At 68.3% G+C, this 18733-nt stretch carries 18 protein-coding genes; 8 read left to right on the plus strand and 10 right to left on the minus strand.

Annotated elements, in window-relative coordinates; translation table 11 throughout:
- Positions 1 to 12: 12 nt before the first annotated feature.
- Entirely contained in the window at positions 13 to 579 is a 567-nt protein-coding gene (locus MWU52_RS11660) for a DUF1285 domain-containing protein (protein WP_246952213.1), read from the plus strand.
- On the opposite strand, the gene MWU52_RS11665 is transcribed toward MWU52_RS11660, so the two are convergent.
- The 10 genes from MWU52_RS11665 to MWU52_RS11710 all read right to left on the minus strand — a co-directional run bounded on the left by MWU52_RS11665 (position 554) and on the right by MWU52_RS11710 (position 11006).
- Complete coding sequence (locus tag MWU52_RS11665) at positions 554 to 1591, minus strand: aminoglycoside phosphotransferase family protein (protein WP_246952214.1); 1038 nt, start codon at positions 1589 to 1591, stop codon at positions 554 to 556. The two genes, MWU52_RS11660 and MWU52_RS11665, sit on opposite strands and share 26 nt — an antisense overlap.
- A 50-nt stretch (positions 1592 to 1641) precedes the next feature.
- Positions 1642 to 2175 carry a peroxiredoxin family protein gene (locus tag MWU52_RS11670; protein WP_246952216.1) on the minus strand — a complete coding sequence of 178 codons (534 nt, stop codon included), beginning with the start codon at positions 2173 to 2175 and terminating at the stop codon, positions 1642 to 1644.
- 37 nt (positions 2176 to 2212) lie between these two features.
- Entirely contained in the window at positions 2213 to 2791 is a 579-nt protein-coding gene (locus tag MWU52_RS11675; RefSeq protein ID WP_246952218.1) for a YdeI/OmpD-associated family protein, read from the minus strand.
- Complete coding sequence (locus MWU52_RS11680) at positions 2788 to 3318, minus strand: pseudouridine synthase (RefSeq protein WP_246952220.1); 531 nt, start codon at positions 3316 to 3318, stop codon at positions 2788 to 2790. Before MWU52_RS11680 ends, MWU52_RS11675 begins: the two co-directional genes overlap by 4 nt.
- Positions 3319 to 3540: 222 nt before the next feature.
- Positions 3541 to 6333, minus strand: a complete 2793-nt coding sequence (gene polA, locus MWU52_RS11685; protein ID WP_246952222.1) for a DNA polymerase I — start codon at positions 6331 to 6333, stop codon at positions 3541 to 3543.
- Positions 6334 to 6407: 74 nt separating this feature from the next.
- Positions 6408 to 7208, minus strand: a complete 801-nt coding sequence (locus tag MWU52_RS11690; protein ID WP_246952224.1) for a methyltransferase domain-containing protein — start codon at positions 7206 to 7208, stop codon at positions 6408 to 6410.
- Positions 7209 to 7290: 82 nt separating this feature from the next.
- A complete protein-coding gene (locus MWU52_RS11695; protein ID WP_246952226.1) occupies positions 7291 to 7965 on the minus strand; it encodes a hemolysin III family protein in 675 nt (224 codons plus the stop codon).
- Positions 7966 to 8034: 69 nt separating this feature from the next.
- Positions 8035 to 8673: a DUF2459 domain-containing protein gene (locus MWU52_RS11700; RefSeq protein WP_246952228.1), complete on the minus strand. Its 639-nt coding sequence runs from the start codon at positions 8671 to 8673 to the stop codon at positions 8035 to 8037.
- A gap of 120 nt (positions 8674 to 8793) precedes the next feature.
- Positions 8794 to 10059 (minus strand): class II D-tagatose-bisphosphate aldolase, non-catalytic subunit, encoded by a 1266-nt coding sequence (locus MWU52_RS11705; RefSeq protein WP_246952230.1) that lies wholly within the window; start codon positions 10057 to 10059, stop codon positions 8794 to 8796.
- On the minus strand, positions 10056 to 11006 hold the full coding sequence (locus MWU52_RS11710; protein ID WP_246952231.1) for a sugar kinase: 951 nt from the start codon (positions 11004 to 11006) through the stop codon (positions 10056 to 10058). The genes MWU52_RS11705 and MWU52_RS11710 overlap by 4 nt, the downstream gene beginning before the upstream one ends.
- Positions 11007 to 11105: 99 nt before the next feature.
- Between MWU52_RS11710 and MWU52_RS11715 the strand changes: the two genes are divergently transcribed.
- From MWU52_RS11715 to MWU52_RS11745, 7 genes are all read left to right on the plus strand, one after another.
- Positions 11106 to 12167, plus strand: coding sequence for a LacI family DNA-binding transcriptional regulator (locus MWU52_RS11715; RefSeq protein WP_246952233.1), 1062 nt, complete (start codon positions 11106 to 11108; stop codon positions 12165 to 12167).
- Between the two features lie 122 nt (positions 12168 to 12289).
- Positions 12290 to 13603 (plus strand): sugar ABC transporter substrate-binding protein, encoded by a 1314-nt coding sequence (locus MWU52_RS11720; protein WP_246952235.1) that lies wholly within the window; start codon positions 12290 to 12292, stop codon positions 13601 to 13603.
- 97 nt (positions 13604 to 13700) lie between these two features.
- The gene (locus MWU52_RS11725) at positions 13701 to 14573 is read left to right on the plus strand and encodes a sugar ABC transporter permease (protein WP_246952237.1); all 873 of its coding nucleotides are present in this window, start codon (positions 13701 to 13703) and stop codon (positions 14571 to 14573) included.
- A 13-nt stretch (positions 14574 to 14586) separates the two neighbouring features.
- Positions 14587 to 15417 (plus strand): carbohydrate ABC transporter permease, encoded by an 831-nt coding sequence (locus MWU52_RS11730; RefSeq protein WP_246952239.1) that lies wholly within the window; start codon positions 14587 to 14589, stop codon positions 15415 to 15417.
- 14 nt (positions 15418 to 15431) lie between these two features.
- Entirely contained in the window at positions 15432 to 16436 is a 1005-nt protein-coding gene (locus MWU52_RS11735; protein WP_348645512.1) for an ABC transporter ATP-binding protein, read from the plus strand.
- A complete protein-coding gene (locus tag MWU52_RS11740) occupies positions 16433 to 17206 on the plus strand; it encodes an L-iditol 2-dehydrogenase (RefSeq protein WP_246952241.1) in 774 nt (257 codons plus the stop codon). Before MWU52_RS11735 ends, MWU52_RS11740 begins: the two co-directional genes overlap by 4 nt.
- A complete protein-coding gene (locus tag MWU52_RS11745) occupies positions 17194 to 18720 on the plus strand; it encodes a mannitol dehydrogenase family protein (RefSeq protein WP_246952243.1) in 1527 nt (508 codons plus the stop codon). The genes MWU52_RS11740 and MWU52_RS11745 overlap by 13 nt, the downstream gene beginning before the upstream one ends.
- Positions 18721 to 18733 lie beyond the last annotated feature (13 nt).

Raw genomic sequence — 18733 nt, forward strand, 5'->3', positions numbered from 1 at the left:
GGGCAAAGGGCAATGGGCGGACAAGATCGCGTGACCTCCTCGGCGGCGTTCCTGCAATCGGCGCAGGCCGCCGCTGGCAAGAGCGCCAAGGGGCCGCCGCCGGTGCATCTGTGGGACCCGCCCTATTGCGGCGAGATCGACATCACCATCAAGCGCGACGGCACCTGGATCCATGAGGGCACGCCGATCGGGCGGCCCGCGCTCGTGCGACTCTTCGCCTCGATCCTGAAGAAGGAGGGGGACCGGCATTTCCTGGTCACCCCGGTCGAGAAGGTGGGCCTCACCGTCGAAGACACGCCTTTCGTCGCCATCGACTTCGAGGTGGCCGACGGCGTCGTCACCTTCGAGACCAATGTCGGCGACCGCGTGGCGGCCGGACCCGAACACCCGATCCGCGTCGATCTAGCCGAAGACGGCGAACCCGCCCCCTATGTCGAAGTGCGTCGGGGTCTGGAGGCGTTGATCGACCGCAAGTCCTTCTACCGCCTGGTGGAGCTGGGCGAGCGGTCCGGGGGCCAGTTCGGCATCCGATCCGGCGGCACGTTCTTCGCGATCATCGACGCCGACGCCCTGGGCTAGTCTCGGCCAGGCGCTTCAGGATCGGCAGCAGGCGGTCCAGCGTGCGGGTCTTGCCGTGGCTGCGCCGCGCCGGGTCGGCGGGCACGGTGGACAGGATGCGTAGAAGTTCCGCCCGGACCAGCAGGTCCAGCGCCGGGTCGTCCATGGGCAGCAGGTCGTAGCCGCGCATGAAGGCCGCCAGCGTCTCGGGCGGGATGGGATGCTCCGCCGATATCTCGTCGGGAAAATGGAACAGCGTGGTGAAATCCGTCAGCAGTTTCGCCACGTCGATGGCCACGGGGCGCCAACCATGCGGGTAGAGGTCGAAACCCCAGGTGCCGCCGGCCTCGCCGCGGATGAAATTGCCCAGATGCGCGTCGCCATGCGGCAGGGCATAAGGCACGTCGAACGGCCCGTCCGCGGCCAGCTGCCCCGCGCGCCGACGCAGGTCGGCGGCGAGGCCCAGGAACAGCGGGCGCGCGGCGACACGTTCCGTCCGGGCGCGCACCGCCTCAGCCTTCTGGCGCCATTGCTGCACGGCGCCGCGCGGGTGGAACGGCGCCCGCCCCGGGTCGCCCGATCGATGCAGCGCCGCCAGCCATCGTCCCGTCCCCGTGAGCAGGGTCAGGCGTTCCCCATGCCAGGTCCGCCGCATCGCCTGCGACATCCGCAGGCCCGGAATGTAGCGGGTCGCGCAGGCCATCCCCGCGTCGTCGCGCCACAGCACCTCGGGCATGCCCAGGTCGCGCGAACGGGGGAAGGCGTCATAGGCGGCGGCATTGCGCGCGACGTCGGAGGCGAACTCCGCAGGATTGGCGGGTCGAAGCTGGGCCTTGACCACCATCGACGGCAACCCCGCGCGATCGAGACGCAGGACGGCCCGCACCAGCTGGTCATCATCGTGTAGGCCCAGCCTGGTCATGGACCAGCCGTCCGGCGGCAGGTCCAGCGCCGCAATCGCGCGATGCGCCATCGCGGTGACGCGGGCCAGCGGATCGCCGCGTCCCGTTCCGGTGATCCCCTCGCCGTCCATCGCGCGACTGTTCCAGAGGCGCGCGCGCCCCGCAAGACGCCCCCGAGACGTCAGCCGCGATGCGTGCCGCGGGGCGGGTAATCCTTGTCGGCGATGAAGTCGAGTTTCGACAGCAGCAGCTTCAGGTCGGGCCGAACGAAGGGCGCGCTCGACATCTCGGCCATGTATAGGGTGCCGTCGGGCTTCACGAGGAACAGGCCCGGTTCCGCGAACACGTCCGGCTCCTTCTCGCTCCGCGCCGCCGAGAGGTAGAGGCCCCAGGCCCGCGCCTGATCCTCGGTCAGCGAATGCGCCATCGGGATGGGCTCCAGCCCCCATTCCTCATGCGCCTCCCTGGCCCGCTCCTCGGCGTCCATCGAGACGTTGACGACCTCCACTCCCTTCGACAGGAAATCGTCGTACATGCCCCGCAGGTCCGACAGGTACGCCTTGCAGATCGGGCAGTGCAGGCCGCGATAGAACACGATCATGGTAAAGGCGCCGGGCGATTGGTCGGCCAGGTCCCATTCGGCACCGATGATCAGTTCCAGATGCAGATCGGGCGCGCGCCGGCCGGGCAGCGGCATGGTGGCGGTATCGGACATGGTCTTCTCCTGATGGGTCCCCCGACAACTGGGGCGGTCAGGACCCGGTTCCACCCCGGAACGGGCTGGGGCGAAGGCCGCGACCGGCACTTTCGACCACATCGGCGATGCGCTTCGCCCGTGTGGGCGCGGTCTTGGCAGATTTGATCCAGCCCAGCGTGCCGCGCGTCACGCTGCGCGGCCAATCGTCCCACACGGCACGCAGATCGCCCAGGGCCGCGTCCAGGTCCTCGGGCACGATGCCGGCCTCGACATCGTCGAGGAAGGCCCACATGCCGTTGGCCCGCGCCGCCGCGATCCTGGCCTCGCCCGCGGGCGTCATCGCGCCCGTCGCGCGCGCCTTCGCGACCAGGCGCTTGTTCACCGCCGACCAGGTCGAGGTCTCGCGACGCGGCGCGACCCGGTGTGCCGAGCGATCCGCGTCGACCCGCCGCACGACGGCATCGACCCAGCCCCAGCACAGCAGTTCCTCCACGACCTCGCCCCATGGCAGGTGATCGGGGTGATGCGCCTTGTAGGTGGCCAGCCAGATCGATCCCGACCGGTCGTGGTTCCGTGCCAGCCATTCGCGCAACTCGGCCCGCGAGGCGACGGTGAGGTCGGGAAAATCCGTCATATCGCCTGCCAAGTGCCCGGCGCCAGCCCGTCCAGCGTCCAGTCACCCACTTGCCAGCGGACCAGGCGCAGCACCGGCAGGCCGACATGGGCGCACATGCGCCGGACCTGACGGTTGCGCCCCTCGGTGATGGTCAGGCGCAGCCAGGCGTCCGGCACCGTCTTGCGCATCCGCACCGGCGGGTCGCGCGGCCAGAGCCAGTCGGGCGCGTCGACGGCGGCGACCTCCGCCGGCCGGGTTGCGCCGTCTTTCAGCGTCACGCCGCCGCGCAATGCCTCCAGCGCGCTCGGTTGGGGCCGGCCCTCCACCTGCGCGAGATAGGTCTTGGGCGTCCGCCGCGCCGGGTCGGTGAGCCGCGCCTGCATCCGCCCGTCATCGGTCAGGATCAGCAGGCCCTCGCTGTCGCGATCCAACCGTCCGGCGGCATAGACGCCGGCGACGTCGATCCAGCGTTTCAGGCCGGGCCATTTCCCCTCGTCTGTGAACTGGCTCAGCACGTTCATCGGCTTGTTGAACGCGATCAGCATATCCGTGGCTCCGGGACGGGACGGCTGCGGGGAGGGGCGTCGCGCAGAACGATGACGTCCGGCCCGTGTCGTCCCGCCGGGGGCGTCACGCCCCCGGACCCCCGTGAGGTATTTGCGCCAGAGGAAGGGCAAGGACGTCGCGACCCCCTGCGGCATCCGAGGCGCGCGGTCGCGTCGTGGCGAGGGCGTCCGCATCGTCCCGATCCATCGCGCGGTCCGGCATCAATGCGCCTCCGCCCAGGTCCGGCCCTGCCCCGCATCGACCACCAGCGGCACCGATAGGTCGACGACCGGCATGTTCGCCCCCTCCATCACGTCGCGCGCGCGGTCGATCAGGGCGTCGACATCCGCCTCGGCCACCTCGAACAGCAATTCGTCGTGGACCTGCAGCAGCATCTTCGCGTCCAGCCCTACGATCGCGTCCTCCATCCGCACCATCGCGCGGCGGATGACGTCGGCGGCCGTGCCCTGGATCGGGGCGTTGATCGCGGCGCGCTTGGCGAACCCCGCACCGGGGCCGCGCGCGTTGATCTCCGGCGTGTGGATGCGGCGGCCGAACAGGGTCTCGACGCGGTCGTGCTTCTTCGCGAAGGCCACCGTGTCGTCCATATAGGCGCGGATGCCGGGGAACCGCTCGAAATAGGTGTCGATGAAGGCCTGCGCCTCGGCCCGCGGGATCCGCAGGTTGCGGGCAAGGCCGAACCCGCTGATGCCGTAGATCACGCCGAAATTGATCGCCTTGGCCTGGCGGCGCACCTCGGGCGTCATCTGGTCCAGCGGCACGCCGAACATCTGGCTCGCCGTGATCGCGTGGATGTCCTGGCCTTCGCGGAACGCCTGCTTCAGCTCGTCGATGCCGGCGACATGCGCCAGGATGCGCAGCTCGATCTGCGAATAGTCGAGCGACACCAGCACCCGCCCCTCGGGAGCCACGAAGGCCTCGCGGATACGGCGCCCCTCCTCGGTCCGGACGGGGATGTTCTGCAGGTTCGGATCGGTCGAGGCGAGGCGACCGGTGTTCGCGCCCGCGATCGAATAGGACGTGTGGACGCGCCCCGTATTGGGGTGGATATGCACCTGCAGCGCGTCCGTATAGGTGGACTTCAGCTTCGATATCTGCCGCCAGTCCAGGATCAGGCGGGGCAGGTCGTGCTCGGTCGCCAGATCCTCCAGCACGTCGGCCCCGGTGCCCCAGGCGCCGGTCTTGGTCTTCTTGCCGCCGGCCAGACCCAGCTCGCCGAACAGGATCTCGCCCAGTTGCGAGGGCGATCCGACGTTGAAGGGGCGGCCTGCCTTGGCGTGGATGTCCTCCTCTAGCGCCGCCATCTTCTGCGCGAAGGCGCCCGACATCCGGCTCAGCACGTCGCGGTCGACCTCGACCCCCGCCATCTCCATCCGCGCCAGCACCGGGACGAGCGGGCGCTCAAGTGTCTCGTAGACCTGCGTGACACGCGCGGAATGCAGGCGCGGCTTGAACAGGCGGTGCAGGCGCAGCGTCACGTCCGCATCTTCGGCGGCATAGGGCGCGGCGCGGTCGATCTCGACCCGGTCGAAGGTGACCTGAGACTTGCCCGACCCGATCAGCGTCTTGATCGGGATCGGCTGATGGTTCAGGTAGCGATCCGCCAGCGTGTCCATGCCATGCGCGTGCAACCCGCCATGCTGCGCGTAGGACAGAAGCATCGTGTCGTCCAGCGGGCCGACCTCGATCCCCTCGCGGGCAAAGATCTTGAAGTCGTACTTCATGTTCTGCCCGACCTTCAGGATCGCCGGATCCTCCAGCATCGGCTTCAGCATCGCCAGTGCCTCAACCTTCGGCATCTGCCCCTCGGCCAGCGTCTCCGCATCGAACAGGTCGCCGCCGCCGGACCGATGCATCAACGGGACGTAGCAGGCGGCGCCCGGTTCGGTTGCGAGCGATATACCCACCAGTTCGGCACGCATCTCGTCCAGCGAGGTCGTCTCGGTGTCGATGGCCACGATGCCCGCAGCGGCGATCCGGTCCAGCCAGATCTGCAGCGCGGCCGCGCCCCGCACGATTTCGTAGGACGCGTGATCGATCGGCGCATCCTCGGATGCCGCGGGGGCATCCGCGACGGGCGCGGCCTCGGCCATGGCGGGCGGCTCGCGGTCGAAGCGCGCGGCGATCTTGCGCGTGAGCGTGCGGAACTCCATCCGGTTGAGGAAGTCCAGGAGCACGTCCGGCTCCGCGTCCCGTATCTCCAGATCATCCAGCCCGAAGGTCAGCGGGCTGTCGCAATCCAGCTCCACCAGGCGCTTCGACAGCTCGATCTGCGCGCGATGCTCGATCAGGGTCTGGCGACGCTTGGGCTGCTTGATCTCCTCGGCCCGATCCAGCAACTCCTCCAGCGAGCCGTATTCCTCGATCAGCTGCGACGCGGTCTTGATGCCGATGCCCGGCGCGCCCGGCACGTTGTCGACGCTGTCGCCGGCCAGGGCCTGCACGTCGACCACGCGGTCGGGATCGACGCCGAACTTCTGGCGCACGCCGTCCACATCGATGCGGACGTTCTTCATCGGGTCCAGCATCTCCACCCCGTCGCCGACGAGCTGCATCAGGTCCTTGTCGGAGGACACGATGGTGACGCGCCCGCCGGCATCGCGCGCGCGGCAGGACAGGGTGGCGATGATGTCGTCGGCCTCCCACCCCTCCATCTCCTCACAGGCGATGTTGAAGGCGACCGTCGCCTCGCGCGTCAGCGGGATCTGCGGGCGCAGATCCTCGGGCATCTCGGACCGGTTCGCCTTGTAGAGGTCGTACATGTCGTTGCGGAACGTGTGGCTGCCCTTGTCGAAGATGACGGCGACATGGGTGGCGGCGTCGGGGCCGGTGTTCCCCTCGACATACTTGTCCAGCATGTTGCAGAACCCCGCGACCGCCCCGATGGGCAGTCCGTCGGACTTGCGCGCCAAGGGCGGCAGCGCATGGAACGCCCGAAAGATGAAGGCCGAGCCGTCGATGAGATGCAGATGGCAGCCCTTGCCGAATTCCATGGTCGCGTCCTTTCGGGCAGGTTCGGCCCGTCATGCCACGGACGAAACGGCGGCGCCACAGGGCCGGGCACCGTTCAGTCCTTCAGCGCGATCGCCGTGGCCAGGGCCATGTAGCCGTAGAGCGTCCCGTCCTCGGCCCGCCGCTCGAACTCGGCGCGCATGGCCTCGGCCAGGGCCGGCCCGATCTGGCCCTCCGCGACCATTGCGGCGGTGGTCTGATCCACCCAGGTGGCCAGTCCCTTGCCGCCAGTCATGACCCGGCTGTCGACGGTGAAGTCCGAAAGGGTCAGCCCGGCCTCGGCGATCAGCGCGCGCAGGCGGCCCACCAGATGCGGATCGGTCACGAAATCCCGTACGAAGCGGCGGGCGCAGGCATCCAGCGGATCGTCCGCGAACCCGGCCAGCGTCGCCTTGGAGAAATCGGCATCGCAGACCACCAGCATGCCCCCGGGCCGCAACACGCGGCGGGCCTCGGACAGCAATGTCCCGGGATCGGGCACATGGGTCAGGACGGTGTGCATCACCACCGTATCGGCCGCACCGTCCGCCAGCGGCAGGGCGGCGCCGGAGGCCACTTCGAAGCGAAGGTTGGCGAGGTCGCCGACGCGGGCCCGCGCCTCGCGCACGAACCCCTCGGACGGGTCGAACCCAATCACGTCGGACGGGGCGGCGGCCTTGGCGATGCGCCGGCTGACCGCGCCCGCCCCGGCGCCCACCTCCACCGTCAGCCCGCCGTCGCGAAAGGTCATCTTCGACAGATAGGCCGCGACGATCCGTTCCATCGCCGGCTCCGCCTGCCGGGCATCCATCGTGTCTGCGAAGACGCCGATGAACTCGGCCCCCGCAGCGTCCACGTCCTGAAAGGGATCCGCCATCGGGGCCTCGCATTTACGTTAGGTCAACCACGCTAGAGAGGCAGGCGGCGGTCGTCAAACCGGCATCATCCGGGCGAACCGGTCAGACGATCCGCGTGGCCACCATGTGCCAGGTGATCGCGACGAAATACACGACCGATGCGGCGACGACGAAGCCGTGCCAGATCGCGTTGTGAAAGCGCATCCGCTCCAGCATCAGGAACGGCGTTCCCAGCGAGTAGAGGACGCCCCCCGCCAGCATCAGCCCGAAGACCGGCCAGGAGGTCGTCGCGATGACCTCGCCGCCGCCCACCAGGACCGCCCAGCCCATGCCCAGCCCGATCCCCACCGACAGGAGCGTCGAGCGGCGCTGCCGCAGGAAGGCGGTCGCGGTGGCCACGACGGCGACCGTCCACATCGCGCCCAGGAAGATCGCGCCCGTCCCCGAAAGCAGCGCGAAGGGCGTCACCGTGCCCGCGATCTTGAGGTAGATGGCCGACAGGTCCAGCCGCCGCAGACGGTCCTTCAGGTCGGGATTGTGAATATGGTTGTAGGCCAGCGAAGCCGACAGCATCGCGATCAGCGTCGCGCCATAGATCGAAACCGCAAGGATGCCGAGCGCGTCCCCCCGGAGCGTCGCCGTCAGCGTAATCAGGACCGGAACCGCGATCACGGCCAGCATCAGCCCGGCCAGATGGACGACGGCATCGCTGATCAGTTCCGCCCGGTCATAGGGGCGGGGGCCGATCGGCAAGGGTTCGGGTCCGGTATGGGTCATGTCGCCAGTCTAGCAGAGGATCGGATACCTGAAAGTAACGACGCCGTTGGTCCGCCGTTCCGTCATCGCCTAAAGATGAAGGGATACGGACAAGCGAACCGCCTGCGGCGTCGGCGTCCAGGCGCCGAAGCGCAGGCCGGCGGCGCGCAGCATCTCTCCGATCCAGACGTTGCAGGTACGCAGGAGATGGAACCGTCCATGCGCCGCAACGAAGGCGTCGGTCCGCGTGAAGCCCGGATGATCCAGCACCGGCCCGCCCTGCATGCCCGCAATGGCGGCCAGCAGGCGTTCGTATTGCGCGCCGCTCAGGCGCAGGCGCAGCGTCGCGGGGTCGTCGAAGGCCGGCCAGACATCGATGCGCAGCACCGATCCGTCGCCGGTGATCGCGCGCAAGACCGGCCCCGCGCCGATATCGGCATAGCGCCCCGTGCTGGTATAGAAATCATGCGCGCCCCAACCGACCAGGATCCAGGCCACCGCCGGGTCGTCGAGCGGCACGCCGGCCCGGCGCGCGAAACCCAGCGCCGCGCGCGTCTCGGGCGTGGCGGGAAGCAGGAAGTCGTAGTGGATCGCCGTCCCGACAAGACCGATCTCGACCTCCTCGCCGGGCGGTTCGCCCGCCACGGGGATCGCCGCGCCGAGCAGCCCCGCCATAAGCCAGACCGCGACAGCCCCGGGAAGCAACAGGAGCCAACGCAGATACCTCACGGACGACCGACGGTCGGGGCGTCTGCCCATGTTCGAGGAAGGATCGCGCGGATTCATCCGACCGCACCAGCAGGCAATCGCCGCCCGAACGCAACCCCGGACGGGCCGCGCCACGCCGGGCTAGCCGCCCGCGTCACCGAACCCCGCCGCCGCGAAATAGCGCGCGATGCACCGGTCCACGTGGTGCGCGATCAGGTCCTCGGGCCCCGTAGGCACATCGTCGAACCCGAGATCGGTGAAGAACTGCGACACCAGCGGCGCCGGCAAATCCAATGCAGACAGGTTTCCCAGAAGGCGGTCCAGCGCGGTCGCGACCTGCGCGTCGGACCAATAGTATCGGACCCGGTCGGAATAGCTGAACAGCTTCTGGCGCGCGATTTCCGCCGCGTCGCCGCGATAATAGGCCGACCAGTGGCGGTCGTCCTCGCGCATCCGGCGGTCGAGCGTATCGCGAAGGCCGGAAGGGCGGTCGACGGTCAGCGCATCCTCGATCCGCGACAGGGCGATGACCGCCTCGCGGAAACGGAACGTCAGTTCGGGGCCGACCTTCAGGAAGAAGAAGTGGTCGCCCACCAATGCGCGCAACAGGCGAGTCGGCTGGTAGTCTGTCGAATGCGCCTCGAAGGTCAGACCGTCCGTCCGCAAGATGGCCGCGCTCAGATCGCGGGTCGCCTCGGGCGTATAATCATAGACACGGGAATGGCCGAAATCGACGCCCGGCTGCGTCACGACCGACACGATGCGCCCCCAGGCCGCCTGAAGGCCGCGCGATGCGAAGGCCGCGCGATGCGTCTCGATCGTCTCCTCCAGCCGGGCCACGGTGGTCACGTCCAGCGCGTCCGGCTCCTCCGTCTCACCGCCGGGGATCGGCACCTCCGTCCCGATGACATAGATCAGGCGGTCCGGATCGGGGGCATGACGCTCGGCCACCGCGCAGAGTTCGGCCGCCCGCGTCGCGATGGTCTCGAAGGACGGCGGCCGCTCCCCACCCAGCGCCATGCTGGCGTCCAGATGGATCTTGGTAAAGCCCGCCTCGACATAGAGGCGGACCAGCTCGCCCGCCCGCGCCATCGCCTCCGCCGCCGGGGCGTCGCGCCAGGGGTTCGGCCCCAGATGGTCGCCCCCGAGGATCAGCCGGTCCATCGGCGCACCCACCGCATGTGCCATCCCGGTCAGCCATGACATGAAGCCCGCGGGATCCATCCCGGTATAGCCCCCGTCCTGGTTGACCTGGTTGCTGGTCGCTTCGATCACGGTGGGCGCCCCGGTCCGGGCGGCATGGGCCAGGATCGCGCGCAGGACATGCCCGTTCGCGGTGCAGAAGCTGGGCAGGCCGATCGCTTCGCCGGCACGGTTGCGCGCGATCATGTCGCGGATGTCGATCACGAGCCGCCCCCGTGCGCGGTCAGGAAGGCGTCGATTTCGGCGGGCGTGGAATTGCCTTCCATCGGCCCGCGCCGCGTGACCGCGATCGCCCCGGCGGCGTTCGCCCGGACCGCCGCCTGTCGCACCGACGCGCCCCGCGTCAGCGCGGCCAGGAACGTCCCGCAGAAGCAGTCGCCCGCGCCGGTCGGATCGACCTCCTCCACCGGATGTCCGGCCAGGTCGTGACGCCCCTCCGGGCCGGCGACCGTCGCGCCTTGCGCGCCACGTTTCAGGACCACGATATCGGCGCCCGAAGTCAGGATGGCCTCCATGGCCTCGGCCTCGGGCAGGTCGGGAAACAGGAAGGCCAGGTCGCCAATGCTGGGCAGCAGGATGCGGGCGCGGGCCATGACGTGGTCGAGCGCCGCCCGTGCCTCGGCGTCGCGCATCAGTTCGGGCCGGGCGTTCGGGTCGCAGGACACCGCGCCGCCCGCCGCGAGGACCGTATCGACCGCCGACAGGATCGCCGTGCGCAGCGGCGCGCGGCCCAGCGACGCGGCCGAGACATGCAACAGCGTGGGCCGGGCCGTCAGCGCCGCATCGGGGACATGCAGCCGCTCCGCCGCGGTGCCCGCCAGATGGAAGATGAAGTCGCGGCGCCCATCCCGGTAGTAGGACACGAAGGCCGTCCCGGTCGGCAGGTCCGGGGCGGTGGTCACAGCGTCCAGATCGACGCCGTCCGCGCGCAGGCGCGACAGAACCGCGCGGCCGAACCCGTCGGCGCCGACGCCACCGATCATCCTGCTCCGCGCCCCCTGGCGGGCGGCCTGGTCGGCGAAGATGGCAGGCGCGCCGCTGGGATAGGGGCCGGAATAGGGACCGATCCGCTCCAGCCCGCAATCGCGGACATGCGACACGAACTCGACCAGGATCTCGCCGATCGCGAGCAGGGCGTGATTACGGAACACGGCACTCCTCCCTTGCCAACAGGGTCGAGCTATAGGCATAGTTTTATCGCATGTCAAAATTCGACCTCTCGAGGCCGGATCATGTTCAGGGAGAGAAAAATGGGGCAGGACGGCGGAAAGGAACCGAACAAGCCGCGCATCCGAACGATGGAGGAGCTTTCGGTCGCGATCGGCGTCTCGCGTCCCACGCTGTCGCGCTATTTCCAGGACCCGGGCGCCGTCAGCCGCAGCTCCGCCGAGAAGATCCGCGGTGGACTGGACCGGGTCGAATACGTCCCCAATTTCTTCGCCACGCGGATGAACCGCAAGTCCACGGGCATCATCGGCGTCCTCATCCCCTATTTGAACGACCTGTTCTTCACCAAGTTGCTGGAGGCGGTGGAGCGGGCCGCGATGGAGGCCGGCTACACCGTCATCACCCAATGCTCCCACTCCGACGCCCGGATCGAGGCGCGTGCGGCCGAGACCTTCATGTCGATGAGCGTGGATGGCGCGCTGGTGGCACCGCTGGGCAACCACAGCGATCTGAAGGTTCACGAACGGCTGAATTCCCGACTTCCATTCGTGCTGGTCGATTCGCGGCCCGACTCGCTGTCGAATGTCGATTTCGTCGGCACCGATCATGCGCAAAGTACGGGTTTGATTACGGATTACCTGTGTCAGCGCGGCGATCCGCCGATCTTCCTGGCGATGCCGCGCGTCAACTTCAACGCGCTGGAGCGCGAGAACGCCTATGTCGCGCGGATGGAGGCCGCAGGGCATCCGCCCGTGGTCATCGGCACCGACGCCGTCGACGAGACCTGGCATTTCGAGGCCCATGGCGAGGCCGTGCTGGACGCCTGCTTCTCGCGCGGGGCGCACACGCGCGCCTCGATCCTCTGCGCCAACGACCGGCTGGCCATCGGGGCGTTGCGGGCGGCGGCGAGGCACGGGCTGGAGGCCGGCGCCACGCGGCATGGCGGCCTGCGGATCGCCGGGCATGACGACTATCCGCTCTGCCCCTTCCTGACGCCGTCGCTGACCACCGTCGCCCAGGACGTGGACGCAATCGGACGGGCCGCCGTCAGCCGTCTCGTTCACAAGATACGCGCGGAAGATGCCCCGTCGCAGCAGACCGTTCAGCTGTTCCCCGGGGCAATGAAAGTGCGGGAATCCGCCTGACGGGGGCGGATTGTTCCACCACGACCCTCCAGGAGACCAATAAATTCTTGACGCGAGGTAATCTCGCCGCGTATTGGTGAACGCGCGTAAAATTCTGCGCCAACACTGATGGGAGGAACATCATGACTGCCAAGCGCACCCTTACGGGATCCGTGGCGACACTGGCCATCGCGGCCGCCCTGCCCGCCGCCGCGATCGCCGAGGAAATCACGATCGCCACCGTGAACAACGGTGACATGATCATCATGCAGGAACTGTCTTCGCAATGGGAGGAGCAGACCGGCAACACGATCAACTGGGTCGTGCTCGAAGAAAACGTGCTGCGTCAGCGCGTCACCACCGACATCGCCACCGGGGGCGGCCAGTACGACATCCTGACCATCGGCTCCTACGAAGCGCCGATCTGGGGTGCGCAGGGCTGGCTGGAGCCGCTCGATTCGATCGAGGGCTACGACTACGACGACCTGATCCCCGCCGTGAAGGCCGGCCTGAGCCATGACGGCACGCTCTACGCGCTGCCCTTCTATGCCGAATCGTCCTTTACGATGTACCGCACCGACCTGTTCGAGGAGGCCGGGTTGGAGATGCCCGACCAGCCGACCTATGCGCAGATCGAGGAATTCGCCGCCGCCCTGACCGACAAGGAGAACGAGCAGTACGGCATCTGTCTGCGCGGCAAGCCCGGCTGGGGCGAGAACATGGCGTTCTTCTCGACGCTGGTGAACACCAATGGCGGCCGCTGGTTCGACGAGAACTGGGTCCCCCAGCTCGATCAGCCGGAATGGGCCGACGCGCTCGACTACTACTTGAACCTGATGACGAATTACGGCCCCCCGGGTGCGACCGCGAACGGCTATAACGAGAACCAGGCCCTGTTCCAGACCGGCAAATGCGCCATGTGGATCGACGCCACCTCGGCGGCCGGCCGCGTGTTCGATCCCGAACAGTCCGACGTCGCCGACCGCATCGACTTCACCGCCGCGCCGGTGGCCGATGTCGACAAGGGCAACGCCTGGTTCTGGTCTTGGTCGCTGGCCGTGCCGACCAGCACGCAGAAGGCCGACGTGGCCAAGGACTTCCTTTCCTGGGCGACCAGCGCCGACTACGTCAACATGGTGGGTGAGGCCAAGGGCTGGGTCGCGGTTCCGCCGGGCACCCGCGTCTCGACCTACGAGAACCAGAACTACATCGATGCGGCGCCCTTCGCCGAGACGGTCCTGAGCTCGATCCAAGCCGCCGATCCTTCGGACGCCACGGCCGATCCGGTCCCCTATACCGGCATCCAGTACGTCGCGATCCCCGAGTTCCAGGGCATCGGCACGACGGTGGGCCAGAACATCTCGGCCGCGCTGGCCGGGAACATGACCGCCGAGGAGGCGCTGGCCGCCTCACAGCAGTCGACCGTCGAGGAAATGGAGGACGCGGGCTACAACTGAGCCCCGCGCCTCCGGCGGGGCCTTCGGGCCCCGCCACGATCCGCCGAACCCCGCCCGATCCCGTCCCGTCGCGACCCTAGCGCAAGGATTCCCCGTCATGGCCACCGCCCATTCCCGCGCCGCCGCCCGCTGGATGATCGCCCCGGCGACGACCCTCCTGCTTGCCTGGATGCTGATCCCGCTGTGCATGACGCTCTATTATTCGTTCCGTCGCTACCGTCTGCTTACGCCGGAGCGTCAGGGCTGGGTCGGCTTCCGCAACTACGAACGGTTCCTGGGCAACCAGGCCTTCCAGGAGGCGTTCGTGAACACGCTCGTCCTCGTGCTGGGCGTTCTGATCATCACCGTGGTGCTGGGTATCCTGCTGGCGATCCTGCTGGATCAGCCGATGTGGGGCCAGGGCATCATGCGGATCCTGGTGATCGCACCGTTCTTCGTCATGCCGACCGTCTCGGCGCTGGTGTGGAAGAATATGTTCCTGAACCCGGTGAACGGCCTCTTCGCGCATGCGGCCGAGGCGGTCGGGCTGCAACCCTACGACTTCCTGGCGCAGGCGCCGCTGATGTCGATCATCGGCATCGTCAGTTGGCAGTGGCTGCCCTTCGCGACGCTGATCCTGCTGACCGCGATCCAGTCGCTCGACAGCGAGCAGATGGAGGCCGCCGAGATGGACGGCGCCGGGCCGATCTCGCGCTTCTTCTATATCACGCTGCCGCATCTCAGCCGGGCGATCACCGTGGTGATCCTCATCCAGACGATCTTCCTTCTGTCGATCTTCGCCGAGATCCTGGTGACCACGAATGGCGGCCCGGGGACCGCGTCGACGAACCTGACCTATCTCGTCTACGCCGAGAGCCTATTGAATTTCGACGTGGGCGAAGGCTCCGCCGGGGGCGTGATCGCCATCATCCTGGCCAACATCGTCGCGATCTTCCTGATGCGCGCCATCGGCAAGAACCTGGACGCTTGAGGAGGGACCGCAGATGGCACGCGCAATCACCACCCGCCGCAAGGTCTTCAACACCGCCCTGGCCGGCGTCCTGGGCCTGGCGATCTTCTTCCCGATCCTCTGGACGGTCCTGACCTCGTTCAAGAGCGAGGCGCAGGCCATCGCCGACCCGCCGATCTGGTTCTTCTTCGACTGGACGACCGAAAACTACGGCATCGTGCAGGCCCGGTCGGACTATTTCCGGTTCTTCTGGAACAGCGTCATCATCTCCTTCGGCTCGACCCTCCTGGGCCTCGCGATCGCGATCCCGGCCGCCTGGTCGATGGCCTTCGTGCCCGGCAAGCGCACGCGCGACGTGCTGATGTGGATGCTGTCGACCAAGATGCTGCCGGCCGTGGGCGTGCTGGTGCCGATCTACCTGATCTTCCGCAACCTCGGCGTGCTCGACAACGTCTGGGCACTGGTCTTCGTGCTGATGATGATCAACCTGCCGATCATCATCTGGATGCTCTACACCTACTTCAAGGAGATCCCCGGCGAGATTTTGGAGGCCGCGCGCATGGACGGCGCGTCCTTGCGCAACGAGGTCCTCTACGTGCTCACGCCGATGGCGGTGCCGGGCATCGCCTCGACGCTGCTGCTCAACGTCATCCTGGCCTGGAACGAGGCGTTCTGGACACTGAACCTGACGGCCGCCAATTCGGCCCCGCTGACGGCCTTCATCGCCAGCTATTCCAGCCCCGAGGGTTTGTTCTACGCCAAGCTCAGCGCCGCCTCGACCATGGCGATCGCGCCGATCCTGATCATGGGCTGGTTCAGCCAGAAGCAACTCGTCCGCGGCCTCACCTTCGGTGCCGTGAAATAAGGGAGGTCGCCCCCGTGGGACGCATCACGCTCGAGAACGTGCAGAAGAAATTCGGCGAGGTGGAGGTCATTCCGCCCCTCGACCTGACCATCGAGGACGGCGAGTTCGTGGTCTTCGTCGGCCCCTCGGGCTGCGGCAAGTCGACCCTCCTGCGCCTGATCGCGGGGCTGGAGGATGTCACCGCCGGCGAGATCCGCATCAACGGCAAGCCCGCCACCGCCCTGCCGCCGGCCAAGCGCGGTCTCGCCATGGTGTTCCAGAGCTACGCACTCTACCCGCATATGTCGGTGCGCAAGAACATCGCCTTCCCGATGAAGATGGCCGGCATGCCCGCCGAGGAGCAGGAGGCCCGCATCCGCAAGGCCGCCGAGGCGCTGAACCTGACTGACTATCTCGACCGCCGTCCGGGGCAGCTTTCGGGCGGGCAGCGTCAGCGGGTGGCCATCGGTCGCGCCATCGTGCGCGAGCCCGATGCCTTCCTTTTCGACGAACCCCTGTCCAACCTCGACGCCGCGCTGCGTGTCGGCATGCGGCTGGAGATATCGGAACTGCATTCCCGCCTCGACACCACGATGATCTACGTGACCCACGACCAGGTCGAGGCGATGACGATGGCCGACAAGATCGTCGTCCTGCGGGCCGGCAACATCGAACAGGTGGGCTCGCCGCTCGACCTCTACCGCAGTCCGCGCAATGTCTTCGTGGCGGGCTTCATCGGCAGCCCCAAGATGAACCTGATGACCGGCGCCCCGGCCGCCGCGCACGGCGCCCACACCATCGGCGTCCGACCCGAACATCTCGACGTCGTGCCCGAGGGCGGCAGCTTCACCGGCAAGATCGGCGTCTCGGAGCATCTGGGCTCCGACACTTTCTTCCACGTCCATTTGCCCGAGATGGAGGAGCCGATGACCGTCCGCGCCGGCGGCGAGGTCGGACTGCGTCACGGCGACACGATCCACCTGAAGCCGCAGGCCGACAAGATCCACCGCTTCGACGCGCGGGGTCTGCGCCTGCCATGAAACGCCTTGATGGGAAATCCGCGTTGATCACGGGGGCCGCCCGCGGTATCGGGACAGGCTTCGCCGAGGCCTACTTGCGTGAGGGCGCGACGGTAGCCATCGCGGATATCGACCTGGACGCGGCGCGTGCCACCGCGGAGGCGCTGGGCGACGGGGCCCATGCGGTCCACCTCGACGTCACCGCGCAGGACAGCATCGACGCCGCCATCGCCGCCACGGTCGAGACGGCCGGAAAGCTCGACATCCTGATCAACAACGCCGCGCTCTTCGATGCCGACCGGACCATCGACATCACCCGCGAAAGCTACGACCGGCTCTATGCCGTCAACGTGGCGGGCACGCTGTTCACCATGCAGGCGGCGGCGCGGCAGATGATCGCGCAGGGCCATGGCGGCAAGATCATCAACATGGCGAGCCAGGCCGGTCGGCGCGGCGAGGCGCTGGTCCTCGTCTACTGCTCGACCAAGGCGGCGGTGATCTCGATGACGCAATCGGCCGGGCTCGACCTGATCCGGCATGGCATCAACGTCAATGCCATCGCGCCGGGCGTCGTCGACGGCGCCCACTGGGAACATGTCGACGCCACCTTCGCCCGCCTGGAAGGCAAACCCATCGGCCAGAAACGCGCCGAGGTGGAGGCGGGCGTTCCCGCCGGCCGCTACGCCGTGCCCGCCGATCTGGCCGGCATGGCCGTCTTTCTCGCCTCGTCCGAGGCCGACTACATCGTCTCGCAAACCTACAATGTCGATGGCGGCCAATGGATGAGTTGACGCGCAACGCACGCGGGCCGGACGGGTCCGCGCCCGAACCGCTGTCGCTGGACGGCCTCGCCCGGCTGCCCGACACCATTGCCGTGCCGAGTTATGACCGCGCCGACCTGTCGCCCGGCATCGTCCATATCGGGCTGGGCAACTTTCACCGCGCCCACCAGGCCTGGTACACGCACCGCCTGATGCAGGACGGTCGGGCGCGGGACTGGGCGATCCTGGGCGCGGGCGTGCGGCCCGCCGACGCCGATCAGCGCGCGGCGCTTCTGGCGCAGGATTGCCTGACCACCCTGATCGAGCTGGACCCCGACGGACGATCGGCCGAGGTGACGGGCGCGATGATCGACTTTCTGCCGGTCGAGCCCGACAACGCCGCCCTGATCGCGCGCATGGCCGACCCCGAGATCCGCATCGTGTCGCTGACCGTGACCGAAGGCGGCTATTTCCGCACCGGCGATGGCGGCTTCGACGAGGATCACGACGACATCCGCCACGACGCGGCCGATCCCGACCGGCCGCGCACCGCCTTCGGCGCCATGGTCGCCGCGCTGGCCCGGCGCCGCGCCGCCGGGCACGGGCCCTTCACCTGCCAGTCCTGCGACAACCTGCAGGGCAACGGCGACATCCTGCGCCGCACGGTTACCGGCCTCGCCCGGCTGCACGACGCGGACCTTGCCGGCTGGATCGACGCCAACTGCACCTTTCCGAACGCCATGGTCGACTGCATCGTCCCGGCCACCGGCGAAGCGGAGCGCGCGTTGGCCCGGGATTTCGGCGTCGCGGATCGCGCGCCCGTCACGCATGAGCCGTTCCGGCAATGGGTGATGGAAGACCGCTTCTGCGCCGGCCGCCCCGACTGGGATCAGGCCGGCGCCACTTTCACCGACGATGTCCACGCCTACGAGGCGATGAAGCTGCGGCTCCTGAACGCCGGACATCAGATCCTGGCCAATCCGGGCGAGGTGCTGGGCCTTGCCACCATTGCCGACTGCATGGCCCATGACGCGGTCGGACCGCTGTTCCGCATTGTCGCCAGCCGGGAGATCGCGCCCCATGTCGCGGCCGTGCCCGGCATGACCCCCGCCGCCTATATCAAACTGACGGCGGACCGCTTCGCCAACCCCCAGATCCGCGACACCACCCGGCGCGTGGCGTTCGACGGCTCGGCCCGTCACCCGGGTTTCCTGCTGCCCGTCATCCGCGACGCGCTGGCCGCCGATGCCCCCATCGCCGGCCTGGCCCTGGTCGAGGCGGCCTGGGCGCGCATGTGTGCGGGCTTGCGCGAGGACGGAACGGAAATCGCGCCCAACGACCCGCATTGGTCGCGCCTGCAGGCAACCGCCCAGGCGGCCCGCGACCAGCCGGCCGCCTGGCTCGCGCAGCGCGACATCTATGGCGACCTGGCCGGCGAGCCGCGTCTGGAGGAGGCGTTCGCGCCCTGGCTTGCGATGATCTGGTCGGACGGCATGGAGGCCGCGATCGCGCACTACCTGCGGACGTCCGCGCCCCCGGCCTGACCCCCGCGCCGCT

Origin of the sequence: Jannaschia sp. S6380 (genome assembly GCF_023015695.1) — a bacterium.
Lineage (GTDB): Bacteria > Pseudomonadota > Alphaproteobacteria > Rhodobacterales > Rhodobacteraceae > Jannaschia.

Bases quoted from the DNA above. Each gene is read 5' to 3' on its own strand.
- MWU52_RS11665 (WP_246952214.1), bottom strand. From the start codon at position 1,591: ATGGACGGCGAGGGGATCACCGGAACGGGACGCGGCGATCCGCTGGCC.
- MWU52_RS11660 (WP_246952213.1), top strand. From the start codon at position 13: ATGGGCGGACAAGATCGCGTGACCTCCTCGGCGGCGTTCCTGCAATCG.
- MWU52_RS11695 (WP_246952226.1), bottom strand. From the start codon at position 7,965: ATGACCCATACCGGACCCGAACCCTTGCCGATCGGCCCCCGCCCCTAT.
- MWU52_RS11680 (WP_246952220.1), bottom strand. From the start codon at position 3,318: ATGCTGATCGCGTTCAACAAGCCGATGAACGTGCTGAGCCAGTTCACA.
- MWU52_RS11675 (WP_246952218.1), bottom strand. From the start codon at position 2,791: ATGACGGATTTTCCCGACCTCACCGTCGCCTCGCGGGCCGAGTTGCGC.
- MWU52_RS11740 (WP_246952241.1), top strand. From the start codon at position 16,433: ATGAAACGCCTTGATGGGAAATCCGCGTTGATCACGGGGGCCGCCCGC.
- MWU52_RS11725 (WP_246952237.1), top strand. From the start codon at position 13,701: ATGGCCACCGCCCATTCCCGCGCCGCCGCCCGCTGGATGATCGCCCCG.
- MWU52_RS11730 (WP_246952239.1), top strand. From the start codon at position 14,587: ATGGCACGCGCAATCACCACCCGCCGCAAGGTCTTCAACACCGCCCTG.
- polA (WP_246952222.1), bottom strand. From the start codon at position 6,333: ATGGAATTCGGCAAGGGCTGCCATCTGCATCTCATCGACGGCTCGGCC.
- MWU52_RS11745 (WP_246952243.1), top strand. From the start codon at position 17,194: ATGGATGAGTTGACGCGCAACGCACGCGGGCCGGACGGGTCCGCGCCC.
- MWU52_RS11720 (WP_246952235.1), top strand. From the start codon at position 12,290: ATGACTGCCAAGCGCACCCTTACGGGATCCGTGGCGACACTGGCCATC.
- MWU52_RS11715 (WP_246952233.1), top strand. From the start codon at position 11,106: ATGGGGCAGGACGGCGGAAAGGAACCGAACAAGCCGCGCATCCGAACG.
- MWU52_RS11670 (WP_246952216.1), bottom strand. From the start codon at position 2,175: ATGTCCGATACCGCCACCATGCCGCTGCCCGGCCGGCGCGCGCCCGAT.
- MWU52_RS11690 (WP_246952224.1), bottom strand. From the start codon at position 7,208: ATGGCGGATCCCTTTCAGGACGTGGACGCTGCGGGGGCCGAGTTCATC.